Source organism: Acidovorax sp. SDU_ACID1 (genome assembly GCF_045291395.1).
Taxonomy (GTDB): domain Bacteria; phylum Pseudomonadota; class Gammaproteobacteria; order Burkholderiales; family Burkholderiaceae_C; genus MR-S7.
In genome coordinates this window covers 4,335,161-4,354,832 of the sequence record NZ_CP152342.1, presented here as the reverse complement: position 1 = coordinate 4,354,832, position 19,672 = coordinate 4,335,161, and the positions used below count along the sequence as shown (strand labels likewise).

The 19,672-nt window shown below is 69.1% G+C and carries 20 protein-coding genes; 11 read left to right on the top strand and 9 right to left on the bottom strand.

From position 1 onward, the window contains the following. Positions 1-5: 5 nt before the first annotated feature. On the top strand, positions 6-983 hold the full coding sequence (locus tag AAG689_RS21400; protein WP_406623673.1) for a porin: 978 nt from the start codon (positions 6-8) through the stop codon (positions 981-983). A 150-nt stretch (positions 984-1,133) separates the two neighbouring features. Here the strand turns inward: AAG689_RS21400 and AAG689_RS21395 are convergent, their stop codons facing one another. The 4 genes from AAG689_RS21395 to AAG689_RS21380 all read right to left on the bottom strand — a co-directional run bounded on the left by AAG689_RS21395 (position 1,134) and on the right by AAG689_RS21380 (position 3,063). Further along, a complete protein-coding gene (locus tag AAG689_RS21395) occupies positions 1,134-1,472 on the bottom strand; it encodes a zinc ribbon domain-containing protein YjdM (protein WP_406626387.1) in 339 nt (112 codons plus the stop codon). Positions 1,473-1,591: 119 nt separating this feature from the next. After that, positions 1,592-1,897 carry an MliC family protein gene (locus tag AAG689_RS21390; RefSeq protein ID WP_406623672.1) on the bottom strand — a complete coding sequence of 102 codons (306 nt, stop codon included), beginning with the start codon at positions 1,895-1,897 and terminating at the stop codon, positions 1,592-1,594. Positions 1,898-1,928: 31 nt separating this feature from the next. Further along, the gene (locus AAG689_RS21385; protein ID WP_406623671.1) at positions 1,929-2,366 is read right to left on the bottom strand and encodes a TRADD-N-associated membrane domain-containing protein; all 438 of its coding nucleotides are present in this window, start codon (positions 2,364-2,366) and stop codon (positions 1,929-1,931) included. A 70-nt stretch (positions 2,367-2,436) separates the two neighbouring features. Continuing rightward, positions 2,437-3,063 (bottom strand): LysE family translocator, encoded by a 627-nt coding sequence (locus AAG689_RS21380; RefSeq protein ID WP_406623670.1) that lies wholly within the window; start codon positions 3,061-3,063, stop codon positions 2,437-2,439. A gap of 221 nt (positions 3,064-3,284) precedes the next feature. Between AAG689_RS21380 and AAG689_RS21375 the strand changes: the two genes are divergently transcribed. Beyond that, on the top strand, positions 3,285-4,673 hold the full coding sequence (locus tag AAG689_RS21375) for an L-serine ammonia-lyase (RefSeq protein WP_406623669.1): 1,389 nt from the start codon (positions 3,285-3,287) through the stop codon (positions 4,671-4,673). Positions 4,674-4,849: 176 nt separating this feature from the next. Next, entirely contained in the window at positions 4,850-6,034 is a 1,185-nt protein-coding gene (locus AAG689_RS21370) for a pyridoxal phosphate-dependent aminotransferase (protein ID WP_406623668.1), read from the top strand. Between the two features lie 10 nt (positions 6,035-6,044). Here the strand turns inward: AAG689_RS21370 and AAG689_RS21365 are convergent, their stop codons facing one another. Further along, positions 6,045-6,941: a LysR family transcriptional regulator gene (locus AAG689_RS21365; protein ID WP_406623667.1), complete on the bottom strand. Its 897-nt coding sequence runs from the start codon at positions 6,939-6,941 to the stop codon at positions 6,045-6,047. 126 nt (positions 6,942-7,067) lie between these two features. On the opposite strand from AAG689_RS21365, the gene AAG689_RS21360 reads away from it, so the two are divergent. The 7 genes from AAG689_RS21360 to AAG689_RS21330 all read left to right on the top strand — a co-directional run bounded on the left by AAG689_RS21360 (position 7,068) and on the right by AAG689_RS21330 (position 14,845). Beyond that, on the top strand, positions 7,068-8,072 hold the full coding sequence (locus tag AAG689_RS21360) for a Bug family tripartite tricarboxylate transporter substrate binding protein (RefSeq protein ID WP_406623666.1): 1,005 nt from the start codon (positions 7,068-7,070) through the stop codon (positions 8,070-8,072). Positions 8,073-8,085: 13 nt separating this feature from the next. Then, positions 8,086-8,961 carry a MaoC family dehydratase N-terminal domain-containing protein gene (locus tag AAG689_RS21355; RefSeq protein ID WP_406623665.1) on the top strand — a complete coding sequence of 292 codons (876 nt, stop codon included), beginning with the start codon at positions 8,086-8,088 and terminating at the stop codon, positions 8,959-8,961. A 64-nt stretch (positions 8,962-9,025) separates the two neighbouring features. Continuing rightward, complete coding sequence (locus tag AAG689_RS21350; RefSeq protein WP_020226774.1) at positions 9,026-10,192, top strand: acyl-CoA dehydrogenase family protein; 1,167 nt, start codon at positions 9,026-9,028, stop codon at positions 10,190-10,192. 97 nt (positions 10,193-10,289) lie between these two features. Further along, positions 10,290-11,471, top strand: a complete 1,182-nt coding sequence (locus AAG689_RS21345; RefSeq protein WP_406626386.1) for a CaiB/BaiF CoA transferase family protein — start codon at positions 10,290-10,292, stop codon at positions 11,469-11,471. 44 nt (positions 11,472-11,515) lie between these two features. Then, on the top strand, positions 11,516-12,886 hold the full coding sequence (locus AAG689_RS21340) for an MmgE/PrpD family protein (protein ID WP_406623664.1): 1,371 nt from the start codon (positions 11,516-11,518) through the stop codon (positions 12,884-12,886). A 100-nt stretch (positions 12,887-12,986) separates the two neighbouring features. Continuing rightward, entirely contained in the window at positions 12,987-13,955 is a 969-nt protein-coding gene (locus tag AAG689_RS21335) for a tripartite tricarboxylate transporter substrate binding protein BugD (RefSeq protein WP_406626385.1), read from the top strand. A gap of 5 nt (positions 13,956-13,960) precedes the next feature. Beyond that, positions 13,961-14,845 carry an HpcH/HpaI aldolase/citrate lyase family protein gene (locus AAG689_RS21330; protein ID WP_406623663.1) on the top strand — a complete coding sequence of 295 codons (885 nt, stop codon included), beginning with the start codon at positions 13,961-13,963 and terminating at the stop codon, positions 14,843-14,845. 28 nt (positions 14,846-14,873) lie between these two features. Here the strand turns inward: AAG689_RS21330 and AAG689_RS21325 are convergent, their stop codons facing one another. Together AAG689_RS21325 and AAG689_RS21320 are read right to left on the bottom strand one after the other, a co-directional pair. After that, positions 14,874-16,421, bottom strand: coding sequence for a rhodanese-like domain-containing protein (locus tag AAG689_RS21325; RefSeq protein ID WP_406623662.1), 1,548 nt, complete (start codon positions 16,419-16,421; stop codon positions 14,874-14,876). A 155-nt stretch (positions 16,422-16,576) separates the two neighbouring features. Then, positions 16,577-17,173, bottom strand: a complete 597-nt coding sequence (locus AAG689_RS21320) for a hypothetical protein (RefSeq protein ID WP_406623661.1) — start codon at positions 17,171-17,173, stop codon at positions 16,577-16,579. A gap of 90 nt (positions 17,174-17,263) precedes the next feature. Here AAG689_RS21320 and AAG689_RS21315 point away from each other — a divergent pair, with 90 nt between their 5' ends. Beyond that, positions 17,264-18,112 carry a LysR substrate-binding domain-containing protein gene (locus tag AAG689_RS21315; protein ID WP_406623660.1) on the top strand — a complete coding sequence of 283 codons (849 nt, stop codon included), beginning with the start codon at positions 17,264-17,266 and terminating at the stop codon, positions 18,110-18,112. Between the two features lie 47 nt (positions 18,113-18,159). On the opposite strand, the gene AAG689_RS21310 is transcribed toward AAG689_RS21315, so the two are convergent. After that, entirely contained in the window at positions 18,160-18,609 is a 450-nt protein-coding gene (locus AAG689_RS21310) for a PaaI family thioesterase (RefSeq protein WP_024000780.1), read from the bottom strand. 52 nt (positions 18,610-18,661) lie between these two features. Further along, positions 18,662-19,645 carry a Bug family tripartite tricarboxylate transporter substrate binding protein gene (locus AAG689_RS21305; protein WP_406623659.1) on the bottom strand — a complete coding sequence of 328 codons (984 nt, stop codon included), beginning with the start codon at positions 19,643-19,645 and terminating at the stop codon, positions 18,662-18,664. Positions 19,646-19,672 lie beyond the last annotated feature (27 nt).

Sequence of the window (19,672 nt, the reverse complement as noted above, 5' to 3'; positions counted from 1 at the left end):
CACAGATGCGTCTGTTCCATCGCTTGCCCCTCGGTTTTGCCTCTCTCCTCGCCGCCGCCCTGCCTGCCGCGGCGCAATCCTCGGTCCAGATCAGCGGCTACCTCGATGCCGGCGTGTTCCGCGACTTCGACAAGACCAGCAAGCTTGGAACCATCCAGCGCAGCAACCTTGCCCTCTCCGGCAACGAAGACCTGGGCGGCGGCCTGCAGGCCACCTTCCGCCTGAGCACCCGCTTCGACCTCGACACCGGCGCGCCCGAAGACGCCGGCCGCAAGCCCTTCTGGCACGACGAGTCCACCGTGGGCCTGCGCGGCGGCTGGGGCCACCTGCGCGCCGGCCGTGCCCTGAGCGCCATGTGGGCGCAGGACTGGAAGTTCGACCCCTGGGCCAACTTCAACCGCGTGGCCTCGCCCGCATGGCACTTTTGGCACTACCTCGCGCCTACCGACCGCGCCAGCAACAACGGCACCGCCGAATACGGCCGCATGGCCAATGGCGTCTTCTACGACTCGCCCACGCTGGCCGGCTTCACGCTGCACCTGAGCGCCTCGCCCGAGCGCACCGCCGCGCCGGGCCGCGACGGGCGCGCGCGCTCCGTCTCGCTCAACTACGACCAGGGCCCCGTGGCCGCCATGCTCGCGCACGAACGCAACGGCAGCGGCGACCGCAACCTGTTCCTGGCCGGCAAGTACGGCTTCGGCGCGCTGGCGCTCATGGCCGCCTACGACCGCAGCCGCTCGGGCGACACGCCGGACAAGGCCCGCGCCGCCACCCTGGGCGCCACCTACGCGCTGGGCGCCACCACCCTCAAGGCAGGCTACGGCCGCCAGCGCCTGAACGACGACACCCACCACTTTGCCTCGCTGGGCGCGGACTACGCGCTGTCCAAGCGCACCACGGTCTACGCCAGCCTGGGCCACCAGCGCTATGAGCACCATCCCTCGCGCACCGCGTTCGGGGTGGGGATGGCGCACGCGTTCTGACGGGGTGGAAAAGGCCCCTCGCGCTTAGGCCCGAAAGCAAGGAGGTCGCGCCCCACCTGGAAGGCGGGGTGCGATCGCCTGGAAAGTGCTGGGTAGCCTGCAAAAGCGGGCGCTGCCAGATATCCCGCCGAATGAGGGGTTTGGGCCCGGTCAGGCTTTCTTGATGTACTCGGACTTCAATTGCATGGACCCGAACCCTTCGATCTTGCAGTCGATGTCGTGGTCGCCATCAATGAGGCGAATGTTCTTGACCTTCGTTCCGACTTTGACAACGGAAGATGAACCCTTGACCCTGAGGTCCTTGATAACGGTCACCGAATCTCCGTTATGGAGTTCATTGCCGAAGGCGTCTTTCCACACCCGCTGGCCTTCTACAACTTCTTCTGCAACGGTATTCCATTCGTGGCCGCATTCCGGGCAAATGTACAGGCCGCCGTCTTCATATGTGTAGACCGAATTGCACTTCGGACAGCATGGCAAACTGCTCATCAACATTCTTGGTAAATTCTCTTGTGGAAAAAGGTGGCTGATTGGATTGAAAGGGCTAATGTCTAAGTTAAGCCGCGCCGCGAAGCGGCGTAGATTTGAATGAATTGTCTGGTCTAGGCCTACTTGGCTTTGCATTGAATTGGCGGCATGCGGCCAATCGTCACGGTAAGTTCATCACCTTTGCCCCGAATTGTGCTGGAGCTATTGCTGTACATGAAGCCAGAGCCGCTGGGTTGCTGTTGAAGTTCAATGCTCCCGTCATTGCGTGTCAGGACAGCCGTTTCGTTGACGAGTGAAAAGCGAACTGAAATGTTATCGCCATTGGCGCAGGAAAAGGCAACATCACGATCAGTCTGAACAGGCGGGCTTGAACTACATGCGGAAGCCAGAAAAGAGCAGAAAAAGGCAGAGTAGAGTGTTTTCATGCGCTTTCCTGTAGGTGGTTGGAATTCAGATCTAGGGGCGCTTTTCATTCAGTGCCCTTACAAGGTCTCCCGACAATTCGATGGAGGGACCGTTACGAACGAGTAGTGTGTTTATCATCGAGTGAATAACGCTCGCCTTCAAATTTTCAGGAATAAGGCTAGTCAGGTTGTACGCGAACACAATGTCGTCACGTTGGACGAGCGTTGCATAGAATACATTCAATTGCTTCAAGTTGCGGGTGTACAGGAAAAAGAAACCTGCACCAATAAATTGAGTAAGAACCCCACCTGCTGTTGTTGCGACCGATATGGCTGATGCATAACCGGCTAGCGCTAATCCTACACCTACGACAAGGACAACCAGACCAATGATCAAAGCCGTGAGGCTCGCCCAGAAGCTCCAAGCCAAGTGACGCTGATTCGTCTTGTAGTAAGCGTCAATATGAACGGCTGCACTGCTGGATGTCATGGAATTTCTTAACTCCGAAATTAAGCCGCGCCGCGAGGCAGCGTCGGCTTGAATGAATTGTTGGCCATATTCATGCAGGACGTTTGACTAGCAGTGCCCATACACCCGCGACTGAAAGAAGCGACCCCCCGGCAAGGTTGAAGCGCCGCTGCGCCAGAGGAGATGCCAAGAATTTGCGAGCAGAAGCGGCAAACGCTGCATAGAGCCCCGCATTGATAGCAGCCATGAACACAAACGTGACAGAGAGAATCCAAAGCTGGCGGGTCAAGTTGGCATTTGGATTGATGAATTGCGGCAGGAACGCCACGAAGAATACGATGCCCTTCGGGTTGAGCGCCGTGACAAGATAAGTGTTCGCAAATAGCCTCCAACGAGACTTCGGCGTGGCTGGTGCAGTGAACTCAGCGGATGAGACGCCTGCCCGTAAAAGCTTCACGCCAAGATAGAGCAGATACAGGCCACCCGCCCACTTGACTACCGTGAACCAGAAGGCCGACGTTGCCAGGAGCGCGCCGAGGCCGAGCAGCGACACCACCAATGCGGTTGAATCCCCCAGTGCGACGGCAGCAACAAGAGGGACATTGGCGCGACGGCCATGGGCAATGGAATAGCTGATAACTGTGAGGATGGTCGGGCCAGGAATGATGAGAAGAACTGCAGATGCAACGACAAAGGCGAGCCAGATTTCGATGGGCATGGAATGTGCTCTAGACGGTTGACTGATCAGACGACGCCCATCCTAGGGAGAGGTATCGGATAGTGCAATACGTCTTGCCCCTTCTGGCAGAAAACTCCAATCTGTCGCTAACTTGGCCAAATCTAGAGTTTTGCGGATGGATATGAACGCGGCCGAGGTGGGGGCATTTCTGAGTCCGCCGGATGCGCTGTAACGGACTGGATGGCAAAAGGGGTTGCACGATGGCAGTCAGTGTTTTCGACTTGTTCAAGATCGGCATCGGGCCGTCCAGTTCGCACACCGTGGGCCCCATGCGGGCCGCGCGGCTGTTCGTGCAGCGGCTGGGGCGCGAGGGCGTGCTGCCTCGCGTGGCGCGCGTGCGCAGCACGCTCTACGGTTCGCTGGGCGCCACCGGCCGGGGGCACGCCAGCGACCGCGCCGTGCTGCTGGGCTTGGCCGGCCATGCGCCTGACACGGTGCCCGTCGATGCCATCGAGCCACTGATCGCCCGCATCCGCGCCCGGCGCCGCCTGCCGCTGGCCGACGGACTGGAGATCGCCTTCGACGAAGCGGCGGACCTGCCGCTGGTGGCGGAGGTCACGCTGCCGCTGCATGCCAACGGCATGCGCTTCGAGGCCTTCGACGCCGCGGGCGGGCTGCTGGACGCCCAGGTGTACTACTCGGTGGGTGGCGGCTTCATCGTCAGCGAGGAGGCCGCTGCCGACGCGCAGCGCCAGGCCGAGATTGCGCCCGACACCGAGGTGCTGCCCCTGCCGTTCCACAGCGGCGAGCAGCTGCTGGCCCAGGCGCGCGCGCAGGGCGGCTCCATCGCGCAGGTCATGCGCACCAACGAGCGCCACTGGCGCGACGACGCGGCCATCGACACCGGCCTGCTCGCCATCTGGCGCGCCATGCAGGACTGCGTGGCGCGCGGCTGCGCCGTGGGCGGCGTACTGCCCGGCGGCTTCCAGGTGCGCCGGCGCGCGCCCGCGCTGCACCGGGCGCTGCAGGCGGCGCCAAGCGTGGAGCAGGATCCGCTGCAGGTCATCGACTGGGTGAACCTGTTCGCGCTGGCGGTGAACGAGGAGAACGCCGCGGGTGGGCGCGTGGTCACCGCGCCCACCAACGGCGCGGCGGGCATCGTGCCGGCGGTGCTGCACTACTACTGGCGCTTCGTTCCCAGCGCCAGCGAGGCCGGCGTGATCGACTTCCTGCTCACGGCCGGGGCCATCGGCATCCTCTACAAGGAAAACGCCTCCATCTCCGGCGCAGAGGTCGGCTGCCAAGGCGAGGTGGGCGTGGCCTGCTCCATGGCCGCCGCGGGCCTGTGCGCCGTGCTGGGCGGCACACCCGCGCAGGTGGAGAACGCGGCCGAGATCGGCATGGAGCACCACCTGGGCCTCACTTGCGACCCCGTGGGCGGCCTGGTGCAGATCCCCTGCATCGAGCGCAACGCGCTGGCCTCCGTGAAGGCCATCAACGCCGCGCGCATGGCGCTGCACGGCGACGGCACGCACCACGTGAGCCTGGACCAGGTCATCAAGACCATGCGCGAGACGGGCGCGGACATGATGACCAAGTACAAGGAGACCTCGCGCGGCGGGCTGGCCGTGAACATCGTCGAATGTTGAGAACGTGTGAACGCATCCGCCACGCCCGCTCATCACGCCAAAACACGTCCCCTCGGCGTTGCAAATGCTCGCCATAGCCCGCGCTATGGCTGCGCTTTGCGCCTAGAGGGGCCGCGTTTTGGCGCGCTGCTCGGCCACGCCGGGTGCGCTCGCACGTTCTGAGCACAATGCAGCCCATGCCTTCTGCCCCTTCCTTTCCCGCCCAGCCGCGCGCCGCCATCCAGGACCTGGGCGGCTCCCTCATCCGCGAAGTCGCCAACACCGGCATGGGCCGCGCGGACGTGCTGCCGTTCTGGTTCGGCGAGTCCGACCAGCCCACGCCGCAGTTCATCCGCGACGCCGCGGCCCGCTCGCTGGATGCGGGCGAGACTTTCTATTCCCAGAACCTGGGCCGTCCCTATCTGCGCGAGGCCATCGCGCAGTACCTCGCGCGCCTGCATGGGCGCGAAGTGGGGGTGCCGCGCATCGGTGCCGTCGCCTCGGGCGACGCGGGGCTGATGCTGGCCAACCAGATGCTGCTGTCGCCCGGCGACCGCGTGGTGGCCGTCACGCCGCTGTGGCCCAACCTGCTGGAGATGCCGCGCATCCTGGGCGCGCAGGTCGTGCGCGTGCCGCTCGCCGTGCGCGAGGGGCGCTGGGCGCTTCAGCTCGACCGGCTCATGGACGCGCTCACGCCCGGCACGCGCATGCTCGTCCTGAACTCGCCCAACAACCCCACGGGCTGGACCATCGACGAGGAGGGCATGGCCGCCGTCCTGGCGCGCTGCCGCCAGCACGGCATCTGGATCCTGAGCGACGACGTATACGAGCGCCTGGTGTACGACCCGGCGCTGGCGAGCGCCCCATCCTTCCTGCGCCACTACGAGCGCGGCGACCGCATCGTCTCGGTCAACAGCTGCTCCAAGGCCTGGCGGATGACCGGCTGGCGCGTGGGCTGGATGGTGGTGCCCGAGACGCTGGAGGCCGACCTGGGCAAGGTCATCGAATACAACTTCTCCTGCATCTTCGAGCCCATCCAGCGCGCGGCCGCCGTGGCGCTGGCGCAGGGCGAGGCGCACGTGGCGCAACTGCGCGCGGGCCTGGTGGAGAGCCGCCGGCTGCTGGTCGATGCGCTGCGCGCCGTGCCCGGCGTGGAGGTGCCCGACGCGGGCGGCGCCATGTACGTGTTCTTCCGCCTGCAGGGCCATGACGATTCGCTGGATCTGGCCAAGCGCCTGGTGAGTGAGGTGGGCCTGGGCCTGGCCCCCGGTTCCGCCTTCGGCCCCGAGGGCAACGGCTGGCTGCGCTGGTGCCACGCGGTGGCGGACGGCGCCAAGCTGCTGGACGGCGTGGAGCGGCTGGCGCGCTTCGTGCGCCGGTAGGCGGGCTTTTTCAGCCTGGCGCGTGGTGCGCCTGCACCGCCGCCATCAGGGCCTGTACGTGCGCGGGCAGGCCGTCCAGCGAGCGCACCAGCATGTAGCGCGGCCGCACGGCCCAGGCGTCCAGCAGGCGGATCTGGTGCACGTGCGCGCTGTCGGCGTAGCGCTGCGCGCCGCTCTCGGGCACCACCGCGATGCCCACGCCCGCCGCTACCATGCGGCACATGGCGTCGAAGCTCGCGAGCTGGATGCGCAGCTTCAGCGTGGCACCCAGCTGCTGGGCCACGCCGTCCAGGAAGGCCTGCAGCGTGCTGCTGCGGTGCATGCCCACGAAGCGCTCGTGCAGCACCTGGGCGAAGGGCAGCTCCCGCAGCGCGCGCCAGGCCGGCGTGGGCGGCGTGACGAGCGCCAGCCGGTCGGTGCTGAAGTGCACGCTGGCGAGGCCGTGCGTGTCCACCTCGCCCGCGATGATGCCCAGGTCGGCCCGGCCTTCGCGGATGTCGTCGGCGATGCGCGCGTTGGGGCGCTCCTGCAGGTCCACGCTGATGTGCGGGTGCGCGATCAGGTAGGCCGACAGGATGTCGGGCAGGAAGTCCGTCACCGCCGTGGTGTTGGCGAACACGCGCAGGTGGCCGCGCAGGCCGGCGCCGTATTCCTGCAGGTCGGCCTGGAGCTGGCGCGACTGCTGCAGCATGGCCTGGGCGTGGTGCAGGAAGGCCTCGCCCGGTGGCGACAGGCGCACCCCCCGAGCCTCTCGTATCAGCAAAGGCATGCCCGCCTGCTCCTCCAGCGCCTTGGCGCGCGCGCTGGTGGCCGCCAGGGACAGGTGCGATTGCTCCGCAGCCCTTGTCAGGCTTCCGGTTTGCGCTATCAAAACGAAGAGCCGCAGGTCCTTCAGATCGAATTGCATGGAGGTTCAGGGTTTCTACTGAGAAGAACAAGCCTTTTGAAAAACCGAAGGCTGGCTTGCAAACTCCGTGATTGTAGAAAGCCCGCCCGCCCCGGAAGATGGCGCCCCATCTTCAGGAGACACAACATGCGCAGCCCCCGCCTTCCCGCCCTTTCCCGCCGTGCCCTGTGTGCCTTGGCCTGGGGCCTGGCGGCCCTGCCGGGCGCGTGGGCGCAGGCCGCCTACCCCAGCCGCCCCATCGTGATGATCGTCCCCCAGGCCGCGGGCGGCACCAACGACATCGTGGGCCGCGTGGTGAGCCAGAAGCTGGCCGAGAAGCTCGGCGGCAGCGCCGTGGTGGAGAACCGCCCGGGTGCCGGCGGCAACATCGGCACGCAGGCCGTGGCCAAGGCGCCCAAGGACGGCTACACGCTGCTCATGACCATCAGCAGCAGCCAGGCCATCAACCCGGCCCTCTACAAGGCGCCGGGGTTCGACCCCGTGGCCGACTTCCAGCCCGTGGCGCTGATCGGCGCCGTGCCCAACGTGCTGCTGGCCCACCCCGCGTTCCCTGCCAAGACGGTGCCCGAGCTGCTCGCCATGGCCAAGGCCCAGCCGGGCCAGCTGCAGTACGCCTCGGCCGGCAACGGCACGCTGAATCACCTGCTGGGCGAGATGCTGAACCAGATGGCCGGCATCGAGCTGCAGCACGTGCCCTACAAGGGCGTGGCGCCCGCGCTCAACGACGTGCTGGGCGGGCAGCTGCCGCTGCTGTTCGGCAGCCTGCCGTCCACGCTGTCGCACATCAAGTCGGGCAAGCTGCGCGCGCTGGCCGTGAGCAGCGCGCAGCGCTCGCCGGTGCTGCCGGACGTGCCGGCCCTGGGCGAATTCGTGCCGGGCTACAACGGCACGCTGTGGATCGGCCTGTTCGCGCCCGCGGGCGTGCCCAAGGACGTGCAGGACCGCCTGCAGGAGGGCATGCGCCAGGCCATGGCCGACAAGGAGATGCGCGACAAGCTGGAGGCCCAGGGCGTGGAGCTGGCCGGCACGGCCGACAAGCCCGTCATGGGTACCGAGTTCGCCGCCATCCTCAAGCAGGACATCGCCAAGTGGGCGCGCATCGTGAAGACCTCCGGTGCCACGATCAACTGACCTCTTCCCGCACATGACCGCCACCATCGACGCCGCCGCCCTGGCCCACCTGCAATCCTGGCAGGGCAGGAGCGAGACCACCCCCGACACCGCCACCGCCGCGCCCGTGCGCGCCCTGTCGGCCACGCTGGACCGGGACGACCCAGCGCCCGTTCCCGGCACGCCCGTGCCGCCGCTGTGGCACTGGCTGTACTTCCTGCCGCACGCGCGCCAGAGCGAGATCGGGCCCGACGGGCATCCCAAACGCGGCGGCTTCCTGCCGCCCGTGCCGCTGCCGCGCCGCATGTGGGCCGGCGGGCGGCTGCGCTGGGAAACCGGCAACCCGCTGCAGGTGGGGCAGGCGCTGGAGCGCCTGTCCACCATCCGCTCCGTCACGCACAAGGCGGGCCGCTCGGGCGAGCTGCTGTTCGTGCTGGTGGAGCACCGCTTTTCCAATGCGAACGGCCTGTCGCTGACCGAGGAGCACGACATCGTGTACCGCGCCGCCGCGCAGCCAGGCGACCCGGCCCCGCAGCCCCAGCAGCCGCCTGCGCAGGCGGCGTGGTCGCGCACCGTCGTGCCGGACGACGTGCTGCTGTTCCGCTACTCCGCGCTCACCTTCAACGGCCACCGCATCCACTACGACCGCCAGTACGTCACGCAGGTGGAGGGCTACCCCGGCCTGATCGTGCACGGCCCGCTGATCGCCACGCTGCTCGTCGACCTGCTGCGCCGCAGCCTGCCCGGTGCGCAGGTGGCGGCGTTCGATTTCAAGGCCGTGCGGCCCACGTTCGACCTGCACCCGTTCAGCGTGCACGGCAAGCCGCGCGAGGATGGCAGGACCATCGACCTGTGGGCCCAGGACCACGAAGGCTTCCTCACCATGCAGGCCACGGCCACGCTGGCCTGAAGACTCCCAAAACCATAGCTGCTCGCGCTTGCTGGGCAAGCGCCAGGGGCCAAAAAGGCTTGAAATGATCGAACACACCAGTTCCAACAACCACCACGAGATCCGCGACGCCATCCGTGCGCTGTGCGCGGAATTCCCGGACGAGTATTTCCGCACGGTCGACGAGCAGCGGGCCTATCCCGAGGCCTTCGTCAACGCGCTCACGCAGGCCGGCTGGCTGGCCGCGCTGATCCCGCAGGAATACGGCGGCTCGGGCCTGGGCCTGACCGAGGCCAGCGTCATCATGGAGGAGATCAACCGCTGCGGCGGCAACTCCGGTGCCTGCCACGGCCAGATGTACAACATGGGCACGCTGCTGCGCCATGGCAGCGCGGCGCAGAAGGAAAAGTACCTGCCCAAGATCGCTTCGGGCGAATGGCGTCTGCAATCCATGGGCGTGACCGAGCCCACCACCGGCACCGACACCACCAAGATCAAGACTAGCGCCGTGAAGAAGGACGGCCGCTACGTGGTCAACGGCCAGAAGGTGTGGATCAGCCGCATCCAGCACAGCGACTTCATGATCCTGCTGGCGCGCACCACGCCGCTGGCCGAGGTGAAGAAGAAGAGCGAGGGCATGTCCATCTTCATGGTGGACCTGCGCGAGGCCGAGAAGAAGGGCATGACCGTGCGGCCCATCCTCAACATGGTCAACCACGAGACCAACGAGCTGTTCTTCGAGGACCTGGAGATCCCCGAGGAGAACCTGATCGGCGAGGAGGGCAAGGGCTTCAAGTACATCCTCGACGGCCTGAACGCCGAGCGCACGCTGATCGCGGCCGAGTGCATCGGCGACGGCTACTGGTTCCTGGACCGCGTGACGAACTACGTGAAGGACCGCCAGGTGTTCGGCCGCCCCATCGGCCAGAACCAGGGCGTGCAGTTCCCCATCGCCGACGCTTTCATCGAGGTGGAGGCCGCCAACCTCATGCGCTGGAAGGCCTGCGAGCTGTTCGACCGGCACGAGCCCATGGGCGCGCAGGCCAACATGGCCAAGTACCTCGCGGCCAAGGCCAGCTGGGAGGCGGCCAACGCCTGCCTGCAGTTCCACGGCGGCTTCGGCTTCGCCTGCGAATACGACGTGGAGCGCAAGTTCCGCGAGACGCGCCTCTACCAGGTGGCGCCGATCTCGACCAACCTCATCTACTCCTACGTGGCCGAGCACCTCCTCGGCTTGCCTCGCTCTTTCTGAGGGAGAAAACATGACCCCCACGCTCGGCACTGACGTGTCCTCGCTGCCCCCCGAGGGGGCGCAGCCCGCCTTGGGGCGGCCCGGCGGCGGGCTGTCCATGACCCGCCCCCTCGACGGCATCACCGTCGTCTCGCTCGAACACGCGGTGGCCGCGCCGTTCTGTACGCGCCAGCTGGCCGACCTGGGCGCGCGCGTCATCAAGGTGGAGCGCCCCGGCAGCGGCGACTTCGCGCGCGGCTACGACCAGCGCGTGAAAGGCCAGTCCTCGCACTTCACCTGGATCAACCGCAGCAAGGAAAGCCTGGCGCTGGACGTGAAGCAGCCGCAGGCCAGGGCCGCGCTGCTGCAGCTGCTCAAGACCGCCGACGTGCTGGTGCAGAACCTCGCGCCCGGCGCGGCGGCGCGCATGGGCCTGTCGTACGAAGCCCTCAAAGGCCACAACCCGAAGCTCATCGTCTGCGACATCAGCGGCTACGGCAGCGACGGCCCCTACCGCGACAAGAAGGCCTATGACCTGCTGATCCAGAGCGAGGCGGGCTTCCTCTCGATCACCGGCACGCCCGACACGCCGTCCAAGGGCGGCATCTCGGTCGCCGACATCGCCGCGGGCATGTACGCCTACACCAACATCCTCTCGGCCCTGCTGCTGCGCGGCAAGACGGGCGAAGGCAGCCACATCGACGTGTCCATGCTCGAAGCCATGGGCGAGTGGATGGGCTACCCGATGTACTACGCCTTCGACGGCGCCCCGCCGCCGCCGCGCACCGGCGCATCGCACGCCAGCATCTACCCCTACGGCCCGTTCACCGCCGGCGACGGCGGCACGGTGATGCTGGGCCTGCAGAACGAACGCGAGTGGAAGGTGTTCTGCGATGCCGTGCTGCAGCGCCCCGAAGTGGCGACCGACGCGCGCTTCGACAGCAACGCCCAGCGCAACCAGCACCGCGCCGAGCTGCAGGCGCTGATCCTGGAGACCTTCGCCGCGCTCACCGCCGCGCAGGTGGTCGAGCGGCTGGACGCGGCGGCAATAGCCAACGCCCGTGTCAACGACATGGCGGGCCTGTGGGCGCACCCGCAGCTGCAGGCGCGCGGCCGCTGGCGTACCGTGGCCACGCCCGCGGGCGAGGTGCCCGCGCTGCTGCCGCCGGGCGTGAACAGCGCGTTCGACTATCGCATGGAGCCGATCCCTGCCGTGGGCCAGCACAACGCGGCCATCCTGGCCGAGCTGGGCTGGACGGCCGAGCAGATCGACGCCCTGCAAGCCCCGCAAGCCATCTGAAACCATAGCTGCCCGCGCTTGTCCCATCAGCCCTGGAGGCCAAAATGAAGCAAGAAACCCCAGTGACCATCCACCCCCTGGCCCAGTTCGCCGCGACGCTGCAATGGAGCGACGTGCCCGACGCCGTGCAGCGCCGCACCGAAGACCTGTGGGTGGACTGGTTCGGCTCCGTGCTCGCGGGCTGCCAGGCGCGGCCCGTGGCCAGCATCGCGCGCTTCGCGCTGTCGCAGGGCCCGGCCCAGGGCCCCAGCGAGGTGATCGGCCTGGGCGGCAGTACCTCGCCGATGATGGCGGCCCTCGCCAACGCCGCCGCCAGCCACGTGGCCGAGCAGGACGACGTGCACAACGGCTCCGTGTTCCACCCCGCGGCCGTGGTCTTCCCGCCCGCGCTGGCGGTGGCGCAGAGCATCGGCGCGAGCGGCGCGCAGCTCATGGCCGCGTGCGTGGCGGGCTACGAGGTCGGCATCCGCGTGGGCGAATTCCTGGGCCGCAGCCACTACAAGGTCTTCCACACCACGGCCACGGCCGGCACCCTGGCGGCGGCCGCCGCCGTGGGGCGCCTGCTGGCGCTGACGCCCGCGCAGATGCAGCACGCCTTCGGCTCGGCCGGCACGCAGTCGGCGGGGCTGTGGGAGTTCCTGCGCACCGCCGCCGACAGCAAGCAGCTGCACACGGCCCATGCCGCTGCCGCCGGCCTGATGGCCGCCTATCTGGCCCAGGACGGTTTCACCGGCGCGCAGGACATCTTCACCGGGCCGCAGGGCATGGCCGCGGGCATGTCCACCGATGCCGATCCCTCCAAGCTCACCGACGGCCTGGGCACGCGCTGGGCCACGGCCGAGACCAGCTTCAAGTGGCACGCCTCGTGCCGCCACACGCACCCCGCGGCCGATGCGCTGCTGCAGGTCCTGCAGCGGGAGCGGCTGTCCCTCGCCGACATCGCGCAGGTCACCTGCCACGTGCACCAGGGCGCCATCGACGTGCTGGGCCCCGTGGTCTCGCCCGCCACGGTGCACCAGTCCAAGTTCTCCATGGGCACGGTGCTGGCACTGGCCGCGCGCCACGGCCATGCGGGTTTGACCGAGTTCGACCGCGAGTACCTCGCGCCCGACACTGTGGCCCTGCGCGACCGGGTGGCCATGGTGCTGGACGCCGAGGTGGACGGCGCCTACCCCCGCCGCTGGATCGGCAAGGTGACGGTGCGGACCACCGACGGCCGCCTGCTCCACGGCCGCGTCGACGAGCCCAAGGGCGACCCCGGCAACACCTTGTCGCGCGAGGAAATCACCGCCAAGGCGCTGCGCCTGGCCGCCTACGGCGCCGCCGTGCCCGCGCACCAGGCCGAGGCCGCCGTGCAGCGGCTGTGGCAGGTCGCGCAGTGGGGCCGCGTGGAGCGGCTGGTGGCACAGCCATGAATCCGGACGCCGGCACGCTGGGGATGTGCCGGCGCACCTCTCAACCCCCCGAACAACAGGAGACACTATGACGCACAACACCGCCCTGATCCGCCGCCGCATGGCGGGAGCCATCGCATCCGCCTGCGTCCTGCTGGCCATGGGCATGGCCCAGGCGGCCACCTGGCCCGAGAAGACCGTCACCCTCGTCGTGCCCTACAGCGCCGGCGGCCCCACCGACGTGGTGGCGCGCCTGCTGGCCGTGCCCATGGGCCAGTCGCTGGGCCAGACCGTGGTGGTGGAAAACACCGTGGGTGCGGGCGGCACCATCGCGCCCAACCGCGTGGCCAAGTCCAAGAACGACGGCTACACCATCCTGATCCACCACATGGGCATGGCCACCGCGCCCGCGCTCTACAAGAAGCTGCCCTACGACCCTTTGAGAGACTTCGAGTACATCGGCCAGGTGCTCGACGTGCCCATGACCCTGCTGTCGCGCAAGGACTTCCCGGCCAACACCTTCCCCGAGCTGCTCGACTACGTGCGCAAGAACCAGGACAAGGTGTCGCTGGCCAACGCGGGCATCGGCGCGGTGTCGCAGCTGTGCGGCATGCTGTTCATGCACCAGGTCGGCGTGAAGCTGACCACCGTGCCCTACAAGGGCGCCGGCCCCGCCATGAACGACCTCATGGGCGGCCAGGTGGACCTGCTGTGCGACCAGACCACGCAGACCGTGCCCGTCATCCAGGACGGCAAGCGCGCCAAGGTGTTCGGAGTGACCACGCCCCAGCGCCTGTCGTCGCTGCCCGACATCCCCACACTCGACGAGCAGGGCCTCAAGGGCTTCGACGTGAAGGTGTGGCACGGCATGTACGCACCCAAGGGCACGCCCAAGGAAGTCATCGACAAGCTGAACAAGGCGCTCAACGTGGCGATCAAGGACGACAACGTCAAGAAGCGCATCGCCGAGCTGAGCTCCGACCTCGCCACGCCCGAGAAGGCCACGCCCGAAGGCCTGCGCAAGCACCTGGAGGCCGAGGTGGCGCGCTGGGACAAGGTGATCAAGGCGGCCGGCGTCTCGGCCGAGTAAGGCCCATGGCCGACCTGCTGCAGCACGCCTGCACCTTCCTCTTCGTGCCCGCCACCCAGCCCGCGCGGCTGGGCAAGGCCCTGGCCAGCGGGGCCGACATGGTCATCGCCGACTGGGAGGATGCCGTGGCCCCGGGCGACAAGGATGCCGCCCGCGCCGCGCTGGAGCAGGCCGTGCAGGCGCTGCCGCCCGCCGACCGCGCGCGCCTGCTGGTGCGCATCAACGCCCAGGGCAGCGCGTGGTTCGGCGCCGACCTGCAGGCGCTGGCGCGGCTTGCGGAGGCCGGCGTGGCGGGCGCCATGGTGCCCAAGGCCGAAGGGGCCGGCGTGCTGCGGCAGGCGGCCGAGGCCGCGGGCGGCGGCTGTGCGCTGGTGCCGCTCATCGAAAGCGTGGCCGGCATCGACGCGCTGGACGCCATCGCCGCCGCGCCGCAGGTGGCGCGCCTGGCGTTCGGCCACCTCGACTTCCAGGTGGACGCGGGCATGCAGTGCGCGGCCGACGAGGGCGAGCTGCTGCCCACGCGCATGGCCCTGGTCATGGCCTCGCGCCGGGCGGGGCTGGCGCAGCCGGTGGACGGCGTGACCGTCGACACGCGCGATGCGGCCCGCACCGAGGCCGACACGCGCCGCGCCCGGCGCATGGGCTTCGGCGCCAAGCTGTGCATCCACCCGGCCCAGGTGCCGCTGGTCAACGGCGTGTTCGCCCCGTCGGCCGAGGCCGTGGCGCACGCGCAGGCCGTCGTGCAGGCCATGCAGGCCGCGCAGGGCGGCGTGTGCGTGGTGGGCGGCAAGATGGTCGATGCGCCCGTGCTGCGCCTGGCCGAGCGCACGCTGGCGCGCCATGCCTGGGCGTGCCAGCGCACTTCCAAAATCATAGCTGCCAGAGCTTGATGGGCGGGCGCTGGAGCCCGTTTTCGCTTTAAATGAGAAAGCCGGCCCGCTCCTGCGGGTCCAACTGCCCGAGCAGCCCCGTCTCCCACGCCAGGTACTGCCGCGCGGCCTCCTTGTTGCCGTCGTGGCGGTCGTGCACGAAGAACAGGTAGTCGATGCACTGCGCATCGCCGGGGCTGTGCGGCGTGGCCTCCGCGGGCAGGCCCGCCTCCAGCCAGGCCGCCATGCCGCCCGCGAGCAGCAGCGGCGTGCGCGGCAGCTCGAGCGCGCTCCAGGCGGCGAGCCGGGCATCGTCGGCCACCAGCACCACGTCGCGCGTGTCCCCGCCCAGGTCGTGCGCTAGGCGCGGGCGGATCGACCAGCGCGCGCCGGGAATGTGCCCGGCGCGGTACTGCATGCCCGCGCGCAGGTCCACCACGGCCACGTCGCTGCGCTGCGCCAGCGCGGCCGGGGCGACCGTGGGCAGCGCGGGCGCGGCGGGCGCCTGCGCAACGTCCAGCGCCAGGCCGCTGTGCAGGCCGCCCCGCAGCACGCAGGCATCGTGCCCCATCTGGCGCAGCCAGCTGGCCACCACGGGCGCGCGCACTCCATCGGCAGGGCCGTCGCCGTCGAACAGCACCAGCCGCGCGCCGCGCACGCCCACGTACTGGTCCAGCGCCTGGACCAGCTGCCCGCCCGGCGTGTGCTGCGCGCCGGGCAGCGTGCCGGCAGCGAACTCCTCCGGCGTGCGCACGTCGCAGAGGAACAGCGTGCGCGTGGGCGTGTCGGCCCAGCGCCGCACGGTGGAGGCATCCACCTCGGGCACGCCCATGCGCCGGGCCAGGGCCTGGGCCTGCGGGCGCAGGAAGGGGCTGCCGGAACCGTCGGCATAGCGGCGCGTGCCGCCGTGCGCCAAAGGCAGGTCGGCCAGGAACCAGCCCTGCGTGCCGTTCTCCAGCGCATACACGGGGTTGGGCAGGCCCAGGTGGATGAGCGTCTGCGCGCCGATCAGGGAGCGCGTGCGGCCCGCGCAGTTGACGACGATGGGTGTCGTTTCGTCGGGAACGAGGCTGCGCACGCGCCAGGCCAGCTCGCCGTTGGGGCAGCAGAGGGCGCCGGGAATGTTCATCTTGCCGAACTCCGCCACCGGCCGCCCGTCCAGCACCGCCACCGGCGTGCCGGCCGCCTGCATGGCGGCGAGTTCCCGCGCCGTGATGCGCGGTGTGTGGCAGACGTGCTCCACCAGCTCGCCGAAGGTCTTGGACGGCAGGTTCACGCCCGCGAACAGCGTGTAGCCCGCGTCGCGCCATGCGGGCGTGCCGCCCTGCAGCACGGCTACCTGCGTGTAGCCCAGCGCCCGCAGACGCGCCGCCGCGCGCTCGGCCACGCCGTCGCCGCCGTCGCAGACCACCGTGCGCACGGAGGGGCGCGGCACGAGGCGCGCCACGTCCAGCTCCAGCCGGCTGTAGGGCAGCGGCGTGGCGTAGAACAGGTGCGATTCGCCGTACTGGCCGTGCTCGCGCACGTCGAGCAGGGCGATCTCCTGGCCGTCGTGCAGCCAGTGCTTGAGCATGCGGGCGTCGATGAACGAGGACATGTTGATTTCCCAGGGGATTGGGCGATACCCGCGCCGTTTGAAACTGGCGCACGCCATGCCAGCGGACGCCGCGCAAGGGCCGCCCCGCCGCGCTGGCGTCGTCCCCCTTCCCGAAGCGCGCAGCGCGTAGAGAGAAGGGGAAGCGGCGCAGCCGCTCAGGGGGTTGATCTCCGAGTCTGCACGCCGATGTCCTTGACGCTGCACGTGCCCGCCTCCAGGTCGTAGCTGGTGCGTGCGGTGAGCGCCTCCAGCGCGCGGCCGTACATGTGCAGGTGGCGGATCACCTGCTCGCCGTGGATCTTCACTGCGTGGATGTCGTCGGGCATCAGCGCGATGCCCCGGCCCGGCGCGACCTCGACCACGGCCGTTTCCGCCAGCGTGGCCCTGCCGGGCACGCTGCCGTCGTCGGTGCGTTCGTAGACGTGGTTGTGCTCCGTGCCCTCGACAGCGGCGATGCAGGCCCAGGTGGTGTGGTTGTGCGGCACGATCTTCTTGCCGGGGCGCATCACGTTGAGGTAGAGCGCGTAGGTCTGGTCCGCATCCTCGGCGATGAGGTAGCGCGCCTGGTGCTCGCCGTCCTCCGGTGCGGGGAAGTCGCCCTGCTGCCACAGCGCGCGCCGCGCGGCCAGGCCGAGCAGCTGCTGCAGCACGGCGTCGAGGCTGGTCCGTGTGGCGGGGCCGGGGCCGACGGCGGCCTTCATGGCGGCGATGGCCGTGGCGACGGCCTGCTGGCGTTCGGGGGCGGTGTCCATGGTGTTCTCCTGGGGTTGCAGCACTCTAGCCGCGCGGCCGGCGGGCGGACAATCCCTGCAGCGCGAAGAACACTTCAAGAAAATTCAACTATGGACACGCTCGATCTCGAACTGCTGCGCACGCTGGCCGCCATCGACGCCCAGGGCAGCTTCGCCGCCGCCGCCGTGCACCTGGGGCGCACGCAGTCGGCCGTCACCCACCAGATGCAGCGGCTGGAGGCGCAGATCGGCCACGCGCTCTTCGAGAAGCAGGGCCGGGGCAAACGCCTCACGGCCCACGGCACGCGGCTGCTGGGCTACGCGCGGCAGATGCTGGCGATCCACGACGAGGCGCTGCGCCACCTGCGCCACCGGCCGGTGGCGGGCATGGTGCGCATCGGCGCGCCGCACGACGTGGCCGACACGCTGCTGCCGCAGGTGCTGCGCGACATCGCGGCGCGCTTTCCCGGCATGCGCATCGACGTGCACGTGGGGCGCAGCCCCTTCCTCATGGAGTCGCTCAGGAACGCCGAGCTGGACATGGCAATCTCCAACCGCGAAGACCCGCAGTGCGAGGGCTTCGCGCTGCGCGCCAGCCCCACGGTGTGGCTCTGCGGCGCGGGCTACGTGCACGATGCCGCGCGCCCCGTGCCGCTCATCGTGGCCGACGGGCCGAGCGTGTTCCGCCGCCTGGCCTGCGAGGCGCTGGATGCCGCCGGCATCGCCTGGACGCCACGCCACCTGTGCACCAGCCTCGCGGGCATCCGCGCCGCGCTGCGCGCGGGCCTGGGCGTGACGGCGCGCGGCGTGGAGCAGCTCGACGCGGGCCTGCGCGTGCTGGGCGCGGGCGACGGCATGCCGCCGCTGCCCGACCTGGCCTACCGCCTGTGCGTGCGCCGGGGCGTGGCCAGCCGCAGTACGCGACAGGTGTTCGAGAGCCTGCGCGCGCGGGGCGGGTGATTCATGGAAAGAAACGGCTCCAGCGCTTGTACAGCAAGCGCAAGCAGCTATGTTTTTTGATGCTGGCGCGCGCGCTCGATGAGCTTGAAGGTGCCCGTGGCCAGAGCCACCAGCGTGCCGTCTTCGGCGCGCACCTCGCCGCGCGCGAAGCTGACGGAGCGCCCGCGCCGCTCGCAGTGCCCGGTGGCGACCAGGTCGCCCTTGCCGGCCGCGACGAAGTGCAGCGTCAGGTCGATCGTGGCCACGCCGAAGGTGGCCGGATCGTGCGCACGCGCGGCCGAGGCGAGCGCGCAGTCCAGCAGCGTGGCGATGGCGCCGCCGTGCGCCTCGCCCCGGCTGTTGGCCAGGTCGGGCTGGAAGCCCATGCGGATGCGCGCCGTGTCGCCGCCGATGTGCTCGCCGCGCAGCGCCATGGCGGCGGCCATCGGCATGGGCAGGCCGAACAGCACGCCGGGGGCTTCGTCCGCGAAAGAGGAAGGGGTGGTCTGTGTACTCATGGAGCGGGCATGGTAGCGGGCCTGCGCCGCAGGCCCGCCTTGCGGCCCCGGCTCAGTTCGCCTGCGCGCCCGAGATCTTGACCACCTTGGCCCACTTCTCGTTCTCGGCCTTCACGTAGGCCAGGAACTCGTCGGGCTGCGAGGTGCGGATGGTCACGCCGCGCTCCTCCAGCTTGGCGCGCACCTGCGGCGCGTTCACGCTGGTCACGACGGCCTTGTGCAGGCTGTCCAGGATGGGCTTGGGCAGCCCGGCGGGCGCCATCACGCCCACCCAGGCGTCCACCACCATCTCGGGCAGGCCCGATTCCACGGAGGTGGGCACCTGCGGCAGCTGCGTGATGCGCTCGCGCGAGGTGATGGCCAGCGGACGCAGCTTGCCGGCCTGCACCAGGCCCAGCGCCGAGGGCAGGTTGTCGAACATCACGTCGATCTGCCCGCCGACGAGGTCGGTCAGCGCCGGGCCGCTGCCCTTGTAGGGCACGTGCACGAGGTCCACGCCGGTGAGGATCTTGAAGTATTCGCCCGTGAGGTGCGGCGACGTGCCCGAGCCGGGCGAGCCGAAGTTCATGGCCCGGCCGGCCTTCTTCGCGTAGCTGATCCATTCGCCCAGGGTCTTGACCGGCGTGGCGGGGTTCACCAGCACCAGGTTGGTGTAGTAGCCGATCTGGCTCACCATGGTGAAGTCCTTGATGTGGTCGAACGGCAGGTTCTTCTGCAGCACCGGGTTGATGCCGTGCGTGGCCAGCGTGCCCAGGTAGATGGTGTAGCCGTCGGGCGCCGAGCCGGCGACGAACTGCGAGGCGATGTTGCCGCCCGCGCCGGGCTTGTTCTCCACGACGATGGGCTGCTTGAGCTCCTCGGACATCTGCGCTGCCACGATGCGCGTGACCAGGTCCGTGGAGCCCCCCGGCGGGAAGGCCACGATGAACTTGATGGGCTTGTTCGGGTAACTTTGCGCCAGCGCGGGGCTGCCCGCCAGCAGGCCGGTGGCGGCCATGGCGGCCAGGGCCGCCCGTACCAATGTGCGCTTGTTCATGCTGTCATCTCCTTGAGTGGTTGTAGG

Coding starts and splice junctions, on each gene's coding strand:
- AAG689_RS21400 (WP_406623673.1), top strand. CDS start 6: ATGCGTCTGTTCCATCGCTTGCCCCTCGGTTTTGCCTCTCTCCTCGCC.
- AAG689_RS21395 (WP_406626387.1), bottom strand. CDS start 1,472: ATGAGCAGTTTGCCATGCTGTCCGAAGTGCAATTCGGTCTACACATAT.
- AAG689_RS21390 (WP_406623672.1), bottom strand. CDS start 1,897: ATGAAAACACTCTACTCTGCCTTTTTCTGCTCTTTTCTGGCTTCCGCA.
- AAG689_RS21385 (WP_406623671.1), bottom strand. CDS start 2,366: ATGACATCCAGCAGTGCAGCCGTTCATATTGACGCTTACTACAAGACG.
- AAG689_RS21380 (WP_406623670.1), bottom strand. CDS start 3,063: ATGCCCATCGAAATCTGGCTCGCCTTTGTCGTTGCATCTGCAGTTCTT.
- AAG689_RS21375 (WP_406623669.1), top strand. CDS start 3,285: ATGGCAGTCAGTGTTTTCGACTTGTTCAAGATCGGCATCGGGCCGTCC.
- AAG689_RS21370 (WP_406623668.1), top strand. CDS start 4,850: ATGCCTTCTGCCCCTTCCTTTCCCGCCCAGCCGCGCGCCGCCATCCAG.
- AAG689_RS21365 (WP_406623667.1), bottom strand. CDS start 6,941: ATGCAATTCGATCTGAAGGACCTGCGGCTCTTCGTTTTGATAGCGCAA.
- AAG689_RS21360 (WP_406623666.1), top strand. CDS start 7,068: ATGCGCAGCCCCCGCCTTCCCGCCCTTTCCCGCCGTGCCCTGTGTGCC.
- AAG689_RS21355 (WP_406623665.1), top strand. CDS start 8,086: ATGACCGCCACCATCGACGCCGCCGCCCTGGCCCACCTGCAATCCTGG.
- AAG689_RS21350 (WP_020226774.1), top strand. CDS start 9,026: ATGATCGAACACACCAGTTCCAACAACCACCACGAGATCCGCGACGCC.
- AAG689_RS21345 (WP_406626386.1), top strand. CDS start 10,290: ATGACCCGCCCCCTCGACGGCATCACCGTCGTCTCGCTCGAACACGCG.
- AAG689_RS21340 (WP_406623664.1), top strand. CDS start 11,516: ATGAAGCAAGAAACCCCAGTGACCATCCACCCCCTGGCCCAGTTCGCC.
- AAG689_RS21335 (WP_406626385.1), top strand. CDS start 12,987: ATGGCGGGAGCCATCGCATCCGCCTGCGTCCTGCTGGCCATGGGCATG.
- AAG689_RS21330 (WP_406623663.1), top strand. CDS start 13,961: ATGGCCGACCTGCTGCAGCACGCCTGCACCTTCCTCTTCGTGCCCGCC.
- AAG689_RS21325 (WP_406623662.1), bottom strand. CDS start 16,421: ATGTCCTCGTTCATCGACGCCCGCATGCTCAAGCACTGGCTGCACGAC.
- AAG689_RS21320 (WP_406623661.1), bottom strand. CDS start 17,173: ATGGACACCGCCCCCGAACGCCAGCAGGCCGTCGCCACGGCCATCGCC.
- AAG689_RS21315 (WP_406623660.1), top strand. CDS start 17,264: ATGGACACGCTCGATCTCGAACTGCTGCGCACGCTGGCCGCCATCGAC.
- AAG689_RS21310 (WP_024000780.1), bottom strand. CDS start 18,609: ATGAGTACACAGACCACCCCTTCCTCTTTCGCGGACGAAGCCCCCGGC.
- AAG689_RS21305 (WP_406623659.1), bottom strand. CDS start 19,645: ATGAACAAGCGCACATTGGTACGGGCGGCCCTGGCCGCCATGGCCGCC.